Annotated in this window: 13 protein-coding genes; all 13 read right to left on the bottom strand. The window is 42.1% G+C overall.

Translation table 11 applies throughout. From position 1 onward, the window contains the following. Positions 1-313: 313 nt before the first annotated feature. Complete coding sequence (smc, locus tag CDO33_RS08520; protein ID WP_103081187.1) at positions 314-3,886, bottom strand: chromosome segregation protein SMC; 3,573 nt, start codon at positions 3,884-3,886, stop codon at positions 314-316. A gap of 221 nt (positions 3,887-4,107) precedes the next feature. Next, positions 4,108-4,368: a stage V sporulation protein S gene (locus tag CDO33_RS08515; protein WP_103081188.1), complete on the bottom strand. Its 261-nt coding sequence runs from the start codon at positions 4,366-4,368 to the stop codon at positions 4,108-4,110. Between the two features lie 201 nt (positions 4,369-4,569). Then, a complete protein-coding gene (locus CDO33_RS08510) occupies positions 4,570-5,580 on the bottom strand; it encodes an elongator complex protein 3 (protein ID WP_103081189.1) in 1,011 nt (336 codons plus the stop codon). A 262-nt stretch (positions 5,581-5,842) separates the two neighbouring features. Further along, a complete protein-coding gene (rnc, locus tag CDO33_RS08505) occupies positions 5,843-6,559 on the bottom strand; it encodes a ribonuclease III (protein WP_103081190.1) in 717 nt (238 codons plus the stop codon). A 318-nt stretch (positions 6,560-6,877) separates the two neighbouring features. Then, positions 6,878-8,113, bottom strand: coding sequence for a beta-ketoacyl-ACP synthase II (fabF, locus tag CDO33_RS08495; protein WP_103081192.1), 1,236 nt, complete (start codon positions 8,111-8,113; stop codon positions 6,878-6,880). Between the two features lie 398 nt (positions 8,114-8,511). After that, complete coding sequence (acpP, locus tag CDO33_RS08490) at positions 8,512-8,739, bottom strand: acyl carrier protein (RefSeq protein WP_103081193.1); 228 nt, start codon at positions 8,737-8,739, stop codon at positions 8,512-8,514. 101 nt (positions 8,740-8,840) lie between these two features. Then, positions 8,841-9,584, bottom strand: a complete 744-nt coding sequence (gene fabG / locus CDO33_RS08485; protein WP_103081194.1) for a 3-oxoacyl-[acyl-carrier-protein] reductase — start codon at positions 9,582-9,584, stop codon at positions 8,841-8,843. Between the two features lie 35 nt (positions 9,585-9,619). Then, the gene (fabD, locus tag CDO33_RS08480) at positions 9,620-10,555 is read right to left on the bottom strand and encodes an ACP S-malonyltransferase (RefSeq protein WP_103081195.1); all 936 of its coding nucleotides are present in this window, start codon (positions 10,553-10,555) and stop codon (positions 9,620-9,622) included. A 36-nt stretch (positions 10,556-10,591) separates the two neighbouring features. Beyond that, positions 10,592-11,590 carry a beta-ketoacyl-ACP synthase III gene (locus tag CDO33_RS08475; protein WP_479690675.1) on the bottom strand — a complete coding sequence of 333 codons (999 nt, stop codon included), beginning with the start codon at positions 11,588-11,590 and terminating at the stop codon, positions 10,592-10,594. Then, positions 11,580-12,605 carry a phosphate acyltransferase PlsX gene (gene plsX / locus CDO33_RS08470; protein ID WP_103081197.1) on the bottom strand — a complete coding sequence of 342 codons (1,026 nt, stop codon included), beginning with the start codon at positions 12,603-12,605 and terminating at the stop codon, positions 11,580-11,582. The genes CDO33_RS08475 and plsX overlap by 11 nt, the downstream gene beginning before the upstream one ends. A 53-nt stretch (positions 12,606-12,658) precedes the next feature. After that, positions 12,659-13,237, bottom strand: coding sequence for a transcription factor FapR (gene fapR, locus CDO33_RS08465; RefSeq protein ID WP_103081198.1), 579 nt, complete (start codon positions 13,235-13,237; stop codon positions 12,659-12,661). Between the two features lie 253 nt (positions 13,238-13,490). Beyond that, a complete protein-coding gene (gene pgsA, locus CDO33_RS08460; RefSeq protein WP_103081199.1) occupies positions 13,491-14,132 on the bottom strand; it encodes a CDP-diacylglycerol--glycerol-3-phosphate 3-phosphatidyltransferase in 642 nt (213 codons plus the stop codon). Beyond that, positions 14,116-15,456, bottom strand: a complete 1,341-nt coding sequence (gene rimO, locus CDO33_RS08455) for a 30S ribosomal protein S12 methylthiotransferase RimO (protein ID WP_103081200.1) — start codon at positions 15,454-15,456, stop codon at positions 14,116-14,118. The genes pgsA and rimO overlap by 17 nt, the downstream gene beginning before the upstream one ends. Positions 15,457-15,563: the final 107 nt, after the last annotated feature.

The raw sequence follows: 15,563 nt of genomic DNA, 5'->3' as shown, positions 1-15,563 counted from the left end.
TATACATTTATCCTATATAAAAGATTTTTTGATTGCTTTAAGCATTAACTTTCCCCATCTAAAGTAGGTTTTATTGCCATTTTGAGTATTGCCTTTATACATCTACAGTAGTTTTTATTATTTTTTTGAGCATTTAACCTTATCCCTCTGCAGTAGATTTTACTATATTTTGAGCATTATCATCATTCCTCGCAGTACATTCCTCTGCAGTTTTAACATATATTTCATCCCTAAAAATTCAATGATATTTTGCAGAGACTAACCGCTTGGAGGGCTTTGATATCCCCTCTGATTACAGCATATAATACTCCTGTCAGCTTACCTTCTCACCCATTTTCATGGATACCACCTTGGAAATTCCCCTTTCCTGCATGGTCACTCCATAAAGCGTATCCGATGCTTCCATTGTACCCTTTCGGTGCGTTATCATGATGAACTGGGTGTTGTCCGAATATCTCCTGATATACTCTGCAAAACGGTATACATTGGCATCATCCAGGGCTGCTTCAATCTCATCCAGGATGCAGAAAGGAGTCGGCCTCAAGCGCAGTATTGCAAACAACAGGGCAATTGCTGTAAATGCTCTTTCGCCACCAGACAGCAGCATCATGTTCTGAAGCTTCTTTCCGGGTGGCTGGACCTCTATCTCTATACCGCTCTCAAGGACATTTTCCTGATCCGACAGTATCAGCTCAGCTCGCCCGCCTTCAAACAATTCTCTGAAAACAGTGTTGAAGTTTTCATTTATAAGCCTGAATTGCTCCAGAAATTGCCGCTTCATCGTGGAAACCATCTCATTTATAACTTTCTTCAGCTTCTCCTCGGCCTGCTCCATATCGTTTTTCTGCAATGTCATAAACTCATAGCGTTCCTTGGTTTTTACATAATCATCAATAGCTGCTACATTCACAGGACCCAGTTCCCTTATTTCATTCCTGTACTCGTTGATCTTCTTTTGGGCCTGAGCGACGCTACCTATGTCCTTTTTGAGCTCCAGGGCATTGGTATATGTCAGCTCATACTCATCCCACATGCGGTTTTGGACTGCTTCCATTTCAGATTCAAGCTTGGCCTTTCTTACTTCAATACGGTTGAAATCCTCCTGGAGGAGAACTATGTTCTTGTTAATTTCAGTGATTTGGTTTACGATGTTGGAGGTTTCCTCCTCCAAAACATCCTTTTCCTCACTGATCCTGTCTATTTCAAGAGTCTTTCCGGTTTTTTCAACTTCATTGCTCTTCAATAGCCTTTTTAAGCCTTCATTTCTCTCCTTTAGCATCTTTATCTCTTCATTATTCTTCGCCTTTTCCGCATCCCTTCTGGCAATGCTCTTTAAAGAGGCTTCCTTATCTCCGGTAATCCTGACCAGCGCTTCTTTGACACTTTCAATGCTCTCCTGAATGGAATTCACGGATATCTTGAAGTTGGTTATATCGCTATGCAGGTTGTCACGCTGTGTCTGCACTTCCTTGTGCTTTTCCTGATGACCGGAAACAACTTTTTTCGTTTCTTCTATATCCTTTTCTATCTCGGCATATTCCCTATTGTATTTTTCCAGTTCGTCAGCAGTATCCTTTTCCTGGCGGGACAACTGCTCCCTTTCCTGCTTCAGCATGTCAATTTTTGCATCGGTTTTTCTTATGTTCTCCAATATCTGATTTAAATGGCTTTCATCCCTCACCTTTATTAGCTCGTTATTTCTTATCTTTTCTTCCTCTGCTGAGATATCTCCATTTACTGAGTTGATCTTTTCGATAACACTGCCAATTTCCTTCTCCAGATCGGCCAACTCAGCGCTGAGCTTTTCAGTTTCTTCTTTCAGCTCTATTATTTCCCTGTTTCTGCTTAAAATTCCCGACCCTTTGTTTTCACTGCTTCCACCGCTCATGGAACCACTGGTGCTGAGCACATCTCCTTCCAGGGTCACTATCCTGAAGTTGTAGCCAAATTTGCGCGCCATTTTAATCCCGGAATCCAGGTCTTCGACCACCACCACCTTGCCCAGAAAGCTTAAAATAATGCCTTTATACTCAGGGTTGCAGCTGATAAGATCCGAAGCCACCCCGCAAAAACCTTCCTGCTTTTTGATTTCATTTATGAGGCTGCCATCGAAGTACTTACCCTTTACCGCGCTGATCGGAAGAAAAGTGGCTCTTCCCAGTTTTCTGCTTTTTAGATACTCAATAGCCTTTTTGGCATCTTCCTCGGTGGTGGTGACTATATTCTGCAGTGCTCCCCCCAGGGACATTTCCACAGCCGTTTCATATTTTTGCTCCACTGTGATAAGCTGAGCCAGAGCACCATGTATTCCTTTTCCAAATTCCGGTGACTGGCGGCATGCCTGAAGAATCTGCCTTACGCTGCGATTGTAGCCTTCCAGATTCTTCTCCATGTCCTGGAGCATTTTATATCTCGAATTTTTGAACTGAATATCATTCCGGATTGCGTTTTGCTTTTTTCTCTTTTCCGCCAGCTCCCTGTCTAAATCTTCTTTTTGCCTGTTCAGTTCTTCCAGAACCTTCTGGCCTTCCTTTATTGCCTCTGTAGCTTTTTGCACACTCTCCGACAGGTCTTCCCTCTGCATATTGTCCCTGTCTTTTTCGAGGTATAATTCATGGATTTCCCTGTCGATATTGTCCTTCCTCTTCCTGATATTGTCCATATGGGATTTCACATTGCCTATCTGAAGCTTCTTGTCCGACAGCACATCCATTTTTTCCATGATGCTGGTTTTCAAGCTCTCGATATATCTTTCAGACTCATCCAGGGATTCCAGTATATCCTGAAGGTTCTTCTCATACTCCTCCAGTTTCTTGGAGTACTCCTCATACTTATTCGTAAGGTATTGGATTTTGCTCTTTCTGGAATTCTCCTCCTCTTCCAGATGCTCTATCTTCTGGTTTATTTCATTTATCTCGCCGTCCATGCGGCTGATATTCTGAAGATAGTTGTTTATTTTTTCTTCGTTTAGCTTTATCTCGGAGTTGTACCTTTCGTTATTTCCCTCCAGGTCATAATATTCCTGCTTTTTTATCTCCAGAGTTTCCTTGAGGAGCTTCAGACGCTCCGTCTTTTCCCTGTTTTCCGCCGTAATAGCCTCCAGCTTCCTGTTCTCGCTGTTGATATTCTCTTTTACGGTTGAATATTGCTCTTCCAGCTCCTTAATCTTTTCCCTGTATCTGTCAATATTCTCTATGTAAACATTGACCTCCAGCTCCTTAAGAGTTTCCCGCAGGGCAAGATATTTCTTTGCCGTCTCCGACTGCTGCCTCAGAGGCTCCAACTGAGCTTCCAGCTCATTAATTATGTCGTTGATCCTGAGAAGGTTCTGCCGGGTCTGCTCCAGCTTTTTTTCCGCTTCCTGCTTTCTTACTTTGTATTTCATTATCCCCGATGCTTCTTCAAAGATAAGCCTTCGGTCTTCAGAGCGGTTGCTTAGGATTTCGTCCACCTTTCCCTGCCCGATGATGGAATACCCATCCTTTCCAATTCCTGTATCAAGGAAGAGTTCATGCACATCCTTAAGACGGCAGGGAGTTTTATTTATAAAATATTCACTCTCGCCGGATCGGAAAACACGCCGGGTAACGGTGACCTCGCTAAACTCCACCGGCAGCGTTCCGTCAGAATTTTCTATAGTAAGGGATACTTCTGCAAATCCAAGGGGTTTTCTATGTTCGGTTCCTGCGAAAATTACATCCTCCATTTTGCTCCCTCTGAGGGTCTTCGCGCTCTGCTCCCCCAACACCCATCGGACAGCATCGGCTATATTGCTTTTACCGCTGCCATTGGGTCCCACAACGGAGGTAATCCCGGAATTAAAATCCAGAGATATTTTATCTGCAAAGGACTTGAATCCTTGAATATCCAATCTCTTTAAATACAAATTTAACACCCCAGTTTATGTCTTTTCCTTTGTTCATTAACCATATAATTTTAACATAATATTGCTTTTACTGCAAAAGCTTCATATGCCGCTAGAATATTGATATGCACTCCGCCGCAGGCATAGCTTTCAGCTTGGTCATCTTGCCATTATTGCAACACATGGTGTTTTATACCCATAAAAAAGCCCGTTCCTTTAAGGAACAGGCTAGTACCGGCTATTTATCTGGATTCTACAATAAACTTTATAGCTGTTCTTTCCTCGCCATCAATAAATATCTCAGAAAAAGCAGGCACTACCACCAAATCGATTCCATTGGGTGCCACGAATCCTCTGGTGATGGCGATTGCCTTTACAGCTTGGTTTACTGCTCCCGCTCCGACTGCCTGCAGCTCAGCGGCAGAATTCTCTCTCAAAACCGCTGCCAGCGCTCCTGCAACAGATTTAGGTTGTGAGTTTGCTGATACTTTTAGTACCTCCACATTTTTCCCTCCTAAAGTAAGTTTTCTATTACAGCTTCTTTTAATTGTCAACTGTCTAAAGCTCGATAACAGGTACCGGATGAAATCAATGCAAGCAACTGCCTATTCAACCATATAATTCCTCTGGTAAAAATATTAACTAAACCTCGCCCATATAATATTCTCTATTTCCCTAAATTATCCTTCTATTTATAAAAATTTTCAACCTTTTACAATTATATCTAAGGAATTGTTTTCCTTCACCAGGATTCGTTTGAAGTTGTAAGTTTTGGCGAGATAATTTATATTTGCGCGTTTTTGACCTATAACGTCGGAGATTTTTCCCTTTCCGGCATAAATGATTATCTCTTCCCGGCCTTCCAAGTTTTTCTCCTTTATTTGCTTTTCCATCCTCCAAAGCAACCGTTTTGACTCTACCAGTTGTCTGAAAGCCGGATGGAAAGGTCCGGCGACAACATCCATATCCTCATTGATGTTATTCGTAGGCTGCAATCCAACCCGTATTACATTAATCCCGTTGGCTTCATACATATCCAGGAGCTCAGCACATATGGAAGATGCATCCTCAAGGCTTAGCGGCTTATATTTCCCTTCATTATACATCTTCTCCAGATATGTGCCTTTAATCACCAAGGTAGGATAAATCCTTACAATATCCGGTTTCAAAGCTATAACCTTTCGGGCTGTATCAATATCCTTTTCAGCATTGTCTCCCGGCAGGCCTATCATCGTCTGCAGGCCAAGATTGATCCCGTATTCCCTGATCATTCCGGAAGCCTTTATCACATCCTCCACCGAATGTCCTCTGCAGCTTTTATCCAAAACTTCCTGATCAAGACTTTGAACCCCTAGTTCGATGGTCGCCACATTATATTTTTTCAAATACTCCAGAATTTCCGCATTTATATAGTCGGGCCGTGTTGATAGGCGCAGAGCTTTAACCTTGCCTGCTTTTACATATCTGTTTGCGGTTTCAAGGTACTCAATCTGCCGATCCTTTTCTATCCCTGTAAAGCTTCCTCCGTAAAATCCGATTTCTACATAATCCTGATTCTTTACCGTAGATAAGTTGTCTTCTATAATCTTCCGCATCTCCTGCATTGTCATTTCGCGGACCTGCCCGCTTATGGTCCTCTGGTTGCAGTAAATACAGTCAAAGGGACAACCTTTGTGGGGAACAAAGACAGGTATAACAATATGTCTCGATTTCATTCTGCTCCTCGCTGGATTTTTAATCTTATGATTAACAGTATTTTACTGGTTTAAGCTATTGATATATTCCGTGTTGTTTTCTAGCCCCTGCCATTATTGGTTAAAATTGCCCGATTTTAGGCATCAATTCATACCAAAACACCATAATATTTATAAAAAGCTGACGATTTTCAACCAACCCTGCAAAGAACTATTTTTCATTCATCATACTCGTTCTGCAACTATTTCTTCTGCAGTTTTTCATGCTTATCGCAATTATCAGCTACTTGTTCTTGTTTAATTTCTCAATAGCTGATTTTGCAGCATTTTGCTCAGCTTCCTTCTTGCTTTTTCCCGTCCCTGAGCCCATAACCTCGTTGTTGACTTTCACCTGGGTAACAAACACTTTATTGTGATCAGGACCTTTTTCATCGATAATCTCATATACTATCCTGCAGTCGTTACCCTTTTGCACCATCTCCTGGAGCTGAGTCTTAAAATCCAGAAATAGTGTGCCCTTTACGGCATCCTCTATAATGTGGTGCATGTTTCTGAATATGAACTCCCGGGCCTTGTCCATGCCGCCATCTATGTAGATTGCTCCAATTATTGCTTCAAACGCATCCGACAGGATCGAAATCCGTGACCTTCCTCCGGTAAGCTCTTCTCCCTTTCCCAACAGAAGGTAATCTCCGATATGCAGGTTTTCCGAGCACTTTATAAGGGTGGCTTCACAAACTATATTGGCCCTTACCTTTGTCATATCTCCCTCTGCCAGCTCCGAATGCCTTGTATAAATGCTTTCGCTGATTACGATGTTCAACACGGCATCCCCAAGGAATTCCAGCCTTTCATTGCTCTGTACCTTTTCATGCTTGTTTTCATTGGCGTAAGAACTGTGGGTCAGAGCCAGCACAGCGTTATCCTTGTTCTTAAAGGTATAACCAATCTCCTTTTCGAACTCTGATATTTTTTCGTTCAGTAAACTCCTTTTATCCATTTTTCCTCCATATGACTCGGGCATTAGACTACATACATCCATTCACATATGCACTCTGATGCCCATACATAATTTATCCGTTGTAACGGCAATTTTAAAATAATTTGCGGGAAAACAGTTTAGACCTCCGAAACAACAGAATGCATATTCAATATTATATACAAAAAACACTGTTTCTTTTAGGTAAAATTTTCACAATTTTTTTTGCTAAATTTATACAGATGAACAAATGTCCTTTTAAAGAGATTTTAACCACAAAGAGCATCTCTGCTTTCATATGCAAGGCATATAAAGGCGGTGTTACCCGCCTTTTGCCCTTTATTCAAATTTTTTAAACAGGATGGTGGCATTATGTCCGCCAAAGCCTAAAGCATTGGACATGGCATATTTAATGTCTGCTTTTCTTCCTACATTAGGCACATAGTCCAGATCGCATTCCGGATCCGGCGTCTTGTAATTTATTGTGGGAGGTAAAAATCCATCTTTAAGAGCCATAGCTGTTGCAACTGCTTCAATAGCTCCGGCAGCTCCCAGCAAATGCCCTGTCATCGACTTGGTTGAGCTTATAGCCAGCTTCCTTGCATGATCTCCAAAGGCTGTTTTAATTGCTGCAGTTTCATTAGGATCGTTCAACGGGGTTGAGGTTCCATGAGCATTTATATATCCAACCTCCTCAGGCCTTATTCCTGCGTCATCCAATGCCATTTTCATGCTTCTTGCTCCGCCTTCGCCACCGGGAGCCACTGCTGTGATATGATATGCGTCACAGGTGCAGCCATAGCCTACAACTTCTGCCAGGATATCGGCACCTCTTGCCAGTGCGTGCTCAAGCTCTTCCAATATCAGAATCGCTGCCCCTTCTCCCAGTACAAAACCGTCTCTTTCGGCATCAAAAGGTCTTGACGCTGTCTTGGGGTCCGGATTTTTTGTCATTGCACCCATTGAACAGAATCCTGCAAAGGATATGGGAGTTAATGCAGCTTCTGAACCACCGGTAATAATTATGTCCGCATCGCCGCGCTGTATGACCTTGAAAGCGTCCCCTATTGCATTGTTGGAGGAAGCGCATGCGGTGACTACACACTCATTAAATCCCCTGAAGCCATATTGGATCGCAATGCGTCCTGATGCCATGTTTGCTATCATCATTGGAATAAAAAAGGGACTGATCCTTCCGGGTCCTTTGCTTATAAGGACACTGTGCTGATCTTCCAAGGTCTGTATTCCGCCAATTCCTGAAGCGATTATGACTCCGGCCCTGTCCTTGTTGATTTTGTCAAGGTCCAGCTTTGAACCTTCTATAGCCATTTTAGCCGCAGCCAATGCAAACTGTGTGAACCGGTCCATCCTTTTTGCATCTTTTTTGTCAATGAAGTCATTCGGGTCAAAATCGTTAACTTCAGCTGCTACCTTTGTGGTCATTTCGGATACATCTATCCTTGTAACCTCAGTAACCCCTGAAACTCCTTCCTTAATGGAATTCCAGAATTTATCCAAGCCTATTCCCACTGGAGATACCACTCCAGCCCCCGTTATTACAACTCTTTTTTTCATATATCCTGTTACCTTCCTTTCAAATCTCTCCAAGTTTTATAGAAAGCATCAAGTAATAATTATTCATACCGATAATGCCTAAAACTGTTGCGATGGTGTGCGTTTAACTATAAAATTCCCACAGCTTGCATATTGATAATTTTGGGATTTGAGCGCCCATTTTGTAAAAATCATTTATAACCGTTCTGTATGTTTTTTATAATAGACGATGTATGAGTTCATACTATGGCGTGTATATATAAAAGTTCACATTGCTATATAAACTATAAATATCTCTTTATAGTACAAACAATAAGGTGAGCTTTATTGAAATGCTTTTACCGGAAAGTGACACAATGATGCAGATATACTATCCTAATTCTTATAAAAAAAGCCCCTATTTAAGGGGACTTTTTTTATTATGAATTATTTTTGATATAGTCTACAGCATCACCTACTGTTGTAATCTTTTCAGCCTCACTATCGGGAATTTCTATATCAAATTCCTCTTCCAGAGCCATGATCAACTCTACTATGTCCAGTGAGTCCGCTCCTAAATCATCTATAAAGGAGGATTCCATTGTGATATCATCTTCCTCAACACCCAATTGATCAACTATAATTTTCTTTACTTTTTCAAATATCATAATATATTCACCTCCTTCCAAAGGGGGTAATAAAATATAATAATAATTGCTGATGAAAGCCCCGCCAGTATCCTAGCAGCAACTCCCACATAAAGATATTATTACATAACCAATCCGCCGTCAATATGTATTACCTGCCCGGTAATATAATTTGCATCGTCTGAAGCAAGAAAACCTACAACATTAGCCACATCTTCAGGAGTCCCGAACCTGCCGAGGGGTATGTTGGAAAGATAGTTTTCTTTCACCTTTTCAGGCAATGCTTCTGTCATTCTGCTAATAGTCAGACCCGGAGCAACGGCATTGCACGTAATTCCTCTTGACGCCAACTCCTTTGCGGTAGTTTTGGTAAGACCTATCATCCCTGCCTTGGAGGCTGAATAGTTTGCCTGTCCGGGATTGCCCATAACTCCTGCCACCGACGTTATATTAATGATTTTCCCGCTGCGCTGCTTCACCATGATTTTTGCTGCGGCCTTTGTGCATAGAAAAGCACCTTTAAGATTGGTATCCAGCACATCATCCCAGTCTTCCTCGCTCATTCTGACCAGCAGTGTATCTCTGGTTATGCCCGCATTATTTACCAGTATATCGACGCTGCCAAAAGCTTCCTTGGCGGTATTGATCATTACTTCTACGTCCTCAGCACAGCTTACATTACCTTTTGTTACAATTACGTTATAACCTGCCGCTCTTAATTCCTCTGCCGCTATATCTGCAGAATCCGAAGATGGCGTTGAGTTAAGCACTACATTGGCACCCATCTGGGCCAACTTAAAAGCAATGGCTTTCCCAATACCTCTTCCCGAACCGGTTATAACAGCAGTTTTTCCTTTTAGACTCATAGCTATACTCACCTCCTGTATTTTTCCGGAATAAGCTAGCCGCCCAGTTCTTCCAGAACCTTATTGAGAGTCTCCATATCTTCTACATTTAAGGTTTTTGCATCCTTGTCTATCTTTTTAATAAAGCCGCATAAGGTTTTACCTGGCCCTATCTCTACAAAGGTATCAACACCGTCATCTATCATTTTTCTAACGCTGTTTTCCCATAAAACCGAACTGCTTACCTGCTTTATCAAGAGATCTTTAACCAGGTTTTTATCGGTTACATACTCAGCAGTGACATTTGATACCACAGGTATAGCCATATCGTTCAATTCAATTTTCGCAAGCTCCATGGCCAGCTTTTCACCGGCTCCCTTCAACATGCTGCAGTGGAACGGCGCACTTACCGGGAGCATTATTGCCCTTTTTGCTCCTTTGCTTTTGCAAAGCTCCGCCGCTTTTTCAACCGCCTTTACTTCCCCTGCCACAACAATCTGTCCTGGGCAATTGAAATTAGCAGGTTCAACTACGCCTTCGGATTGAGCTTCTTTGCAGCATTCGATAACCGAATCGTTATCCAGGCCGACTATGGCCGCCATAGCGCCTACACCTACAGGAACTTCTTCCTGCATATACTTGCCCCTTTTCCTTACAAGGGCAACAGCGTCCTTAAAATCCATTGTACCGGCTGCCACATGGGCACTATATTCGCCAAGGCTCAATCCGGCAACAACGTCCGGTTTTATTCCCTTTTCCAGCAAAGGCTGCATACATGCCACACTGGTAGTGAGGATAGCCGGTTGGGTGTTTTCCGTGATTTTAAGAGTCTCTTCATCGCCTTCAAAAATCATTTTCTTAACATCAAAGCCCAGAGCTTCCGATGCCTGATCGAAAATAACCTCAGCAGATTTGTATTGCTCAGATATCTGTTTTCCCATTCCTACATACTGTGCTCCCTGACCGGGAAAAATAAATGCCAGTTTTCCCATAAAACTCCTCCAGTTCCATCGGTATTATTTATATGCTTATTTGCTCCAGCGTATCATGGACGACGCCCATGTCAGACCACCGCCAAAGCCTACCAGTACGATGTTGTCGCCTTTTGAAACCAGGCCCTTTTCCACTGCTTCATTTAATGCAATGGGAATGCAGGCTGAGGAGATGTTTCCGTATTCCTGTACATTTATGTATACTTTGCTTTCGGGAACGCCAAGCCTTTTGGCAGCTCCCTCTATTATCCTGCTGTTGGCTTGGTGGGGTATGATGAGCTTTATGTCATCCAAGGTGAGATTGGAATCCGCTATAACCTTTTCTGATGCATAGGCCATGGTGCGAACTGCAAACTTGAAAACTTCACTTCCATCCATCCAGATTACATTTTTATTCTCATGTTCCCTCTTGGCGGCATCTTCTTCGTTCATATATAAGCAGGGAATGGTAATATTATGTCCCATGGTTCCGTCGGCACCCATTTCAATTGCCTGTATTCCATATCCCTGTTCTACCGGACCGACAACAGCAGCTCCGGCTCCGTCACCGAAAAGCACGCATGTAGCCCTGTCTTTCCAGTCAACCACTCTGGATAATCCTTCGCAGGCAACTATCAATATGTGCTTATAAAACCCCGTATCTATAAACTGCTTTGCCACCGTAAGGGCATACATGAAGCCGGAGCATGCCGCATTCAAATCAAAAGCTGCAGCGTTTTTTGCGCCGATTTTGCCCTGGATTATGCAAGCCATTGAGGGAGCGAGATAATCAGGAGTTTCTGTAGTTACTATCACCAGATCTATTTCTTCTGCCGTTATTCCCGCGTCAGCCATCGCTTTGTTTGCCGCGTCCACTCCCAATTCATATAAGGGCTGATTTTTTTCCAGCAATCTTCTTTTTTGAATACCTGTTCTTTTAACAATCCATTCATCCGAGGTATCTACCATCTTTTCCAGGTCTGAATTGGTTAAAACCTTTTCAGGCAGGCTTTTACCCAATCCCAGTATTCCTACGCCTGTCTTTTCACTGCTCACTATCTTCTACCTCCATGTTTGTAAAATCTTCCTCAATCTGTTCCACTATTGTGCTTCGGGCAAAGCTATATGCCTTAAATACCGCATTCTTAAAAGCCTTGGCATTGGAATTTCCATGGGCTTTCATGACCTTTCCGTTAACGCCCAGCAAAGGAGCTCCTCCGTATTCCGAAGGATCAAGCTTTTTCTTAAAGGCCTTAAGTCCATTTTTAACTATAAGGGCAGAAAGCTTTGATATAATATTTTTCCCGAATATATTTTTTATTTCACCAAATAGAAAGGATCCTATACCTTCTGTGTATTTTAAAATGATATTTCCGACAAAACCATCGCAAACAGCGACATCAACTTTACCTTCCGGGATATCCTTTCCTTCGATATTTCCCGAAAAGTTGATATTGGATTTGGACAATAGCTCATGAGCTTGCTTTATCGTTTCATTTCCCTTTTTATCCTCGGAGCCCACGTTTATAAGTCCCACCCGAGGATTTTTAATGCCGAATACGTCTCTCATGTATATATAGCCCATTATTGCAAACTGGACAAAATTTATAGGCTTGCATAGGGGATTTGCTCCCGAATCGATAAGGAGAACACCATTTTTCTTTGTGGGAAGAATTGTAGCCAAAGCCGGCCTGTCAACACCTTTTATCCTGCCCAGTATGAACAGGGAACCTGCCATAAGCGCTCCGGTATTTCCGGCAGAAAGAAAAACATCTCCCGACTTTTCCTTCAGCATATTAAAACCGACAACCATTGAAGAGTCTTTCTTTGTCCTGATAGCCCTGGTAGGGGTATCCTCCATGGTTATTACTTCCTGGGCATGTTGGATTTTCAACCTGTCGCTGCTAAATTTATTGCTCTCCAAGATGCTTTTTATTTTTGCTTCATCACCTATAAGTATTATCTCAAAGCCATCCTTCTCATTTATGGCATCAATACACCCTTTAACCGCAGCCTCCGGCGCATTATCGCCGCCCATAGCGTCTACCAGTATTTTTACATTGTCACTCATAATGTCACTCCCCGATGGGTATTTAACCCGTAGATAATTTGTCTTTTAAACATCTAATTATTACTGCTCTTATCGGAAATCGACACAAGTATGAACTTGCCTCTGAATACTTCCGTTTGCTTTTCCAATATATTAACCCATACGATAAAGTTATTTTCCCTTTTTCTTTTTACCTCAGCTCTTGCCACCAGTTTTGCACCAGAATGCACCGGCACTTTATACTTGATATTCGCAACACCTACTAATGCGACCTGGGCATCAATAACAGCAATAGCCAGTGATTCCGCAAGGGAATAAATAAAGTGCCCCCGGACTATCTTGGTTTTTTCAAAGACCATGCTGTTGTCGGTCTCCAAAATGGATATGCCTCTTTGATTCAAGGTTAAATCCACCAGCTCACCAACAATCTCCTTGCTGTTTAAGGATTTCACCTTTTCATGGTTTTTTTCGGCAACGTTTTTTATTCTCTCCCGGAGCTCCGGAATCCCAAGCTCCAGCCGATCCAAACGTATGGTAGGAATGCTCACTGAAAATATTTCAGCCAGTTCCTCATCGGTTAAAAAAGGATCCTCCTTCAATTTGTCCATCAATATGCTCTGTCTCTCTTTTTTTAAGAAGGATGACCTGCCCATTTGTCACACCTCGCCAGCTTTATGATAAATTTCAATGAATACTTATTACCTGATACTAATTATTGATACTAAGAGTATATAACATATCAATTGACTTTGCAACTATTTCCTTAAAAAAACACTCCTGTGCCTTTTGAACTGACATTAGAAAACCCCTTTCATTCGTTTTCTGTCTAACAAAAGGGGTTCTCTTCATTTCCACAAAGAGTGTTTTATAAATCCACCTATTTAATTATCTCCCGTTCATATCCGTCTATCGCCCTTCATTGCCAGTCCTCAAAACTTGCCTATTTTTTGCTATATAATCATAGCCGGAGTAAACGGTTATTATCACTGCGATGAACATCAAATATCTGTCCACGGCTATATTTGTAAACAACGAGAACGGTAAATTATTCAGCAGGGAAACCGTAATAGCCACCATCTGTGTCGCTGTCTTAAGCTTACCCAGCTTGCTGGCGGACAACACCAATCCTTCGCCGGCTGCCACAAGCCTAAAGCCTGTTATAATTAATTCCCTGGAAATTATTATCATCGCTGTCCAACTGCTGACACCATGCCCGGTCAGTTCATAACGCTGTACAAGAGCAATTAAAGCTGCTGCTGTTAAAAGCTTGTCCGCTATAGGGTCGAGGAAGATCCCCAGCTTTGTTATCATATTCCTCTTGCGGGCTATATGCCCATCCACGCCGTCAGTGCTTGATGCTATGATGAATATTACAGCCCCGATAAAGTTACCGTAATTTATGATGAAATCATTCAAGGCTTCCAGTTGATTGTGCATGAAACCCAGCATACTGCTTTTCACTACCCAGTCAGGTATGGGAACTACGAAAAACATGAAAACAGGGACAAGCAATATCCTTCCTAAAGTTATCTTATTGGGCAGATTCATCAGTAACCTCTCCTATCAAATCATATTCATCAACATTCAGTATTTTCACGTCCACGATATCTCCAGTTTCAAGGGGAACCGCACTGGCAAAGTATATGACACCGTCAATCTCCGGAGCTTCAGCGCTGGTTCTCCCATAATAGAAAATACCATCATCGGAGACTCCTTCGACGATAGCTCTGTATTTTTTGCTCAGCCTCTTTTTGTTATTCTCAATACTTATATTCTTCTGCAACCGCATCAAACTGTCAAGCCTTTTTTCCTTAACTTTCTTGCTGACTTGAGGTTTAAGCCTTGCAGCTGGAGTACCCTCCTCCTTGGAATAGGTAAATACACCCATTCGTTCAAACTTATACTCCTCAACAAAATCATACAGCATTTTGAAATCTTCTCCCGTCTCACCGGGAAAACCCACAATAAAAGTAGTCCTTATTACGATACCGGGAATCCTGCTGCGAAGCTTGGTGATTAAATTCTTTATCTCTTCGCTGGTTCCGCGCCTTCCCATCCCTTTTAATATCTTGTCGGATATATGCTGGATGGGGATGTCTATATATTTGCAAACCTTATCATTTTTGGCAATCTCATCTATCAGTTCATCATCTATCTCTTCAGGATAGCAGTATAGGAGCCTTATCCATTCGATTCCCTCAATTTTGCTGATTCTTTGTATCAATTCGGTCAGTTTATGCTCTCCGTATATATCCGTGCCATAACGGGTGGTATCCTGAGCCACCAGAATAACTTCCTTTACACCATTGGAAGATAAAAATTCCGCCTCTTTTACCAGCTCGTCCATTTTTCTGCTTCTATAACGGCCTCTAAGTGAGGGTATGATGCAATAAGTACAGCAATTGTCGCAACCTTCTGCGATTTTGAGATATTCGTAGCCTTTGCCGGTGGAGAGTACCCTCTCCTTTCTAAGATAGTCAACCTCGTCCAGTTTTCCGTATAAAACCGGCTTTTCTCCTTTGTATGTCCGTTCGATTATATCTGCTATTTCCCCATATCCGCCAGTGCCTACCACCGCGTCCACTTCCGGTATCTGCTCTATTATCTGCTCTTTATATCTTTCAGCCAGGCATCCGGTTACTATCAGCCGGCTGCATTTTTTATCCTTAAAACTTGCCATCTCTAAAATTGTATTTATGGATTCCTGCTTGGCCGATTCAATAAAGCCACATGTATTGACAATGATTATATCTGCTTCCGTCTCATCATTTGTTATTTCAAAATCCTCTTTTTTGAGCGCTCCAAGCATTATTTCACTGTCTACAAGATTTTTGGGACAACCTAATGAAACAATGCCGATCTTTTTCTTCAAATTCTATCCTCTCCCGATAAAATATTAAGCAATCCTTTGCTATATTAGCCATATTATGGTATGCCTTAAGGAAAAAAGCGAATGTCCATTATGACTGCTTCTATTTG

Source organism: Clostridium thermosuccinogenes (genome assembly GCF_002896855.1).
Taxonomy (GTDB): Bacteria; Bacillota; Clostridia; order Acetivibrionales; family DSM-5807; genus Pseudoclostridium; species Pseudoclostridium thermosuccinogenes.
The sequence above is the reverse complement of the archived record's forward strand: the minus strand, read 5'-3'. Positions and strand labels throughout refer to the sequence as shown.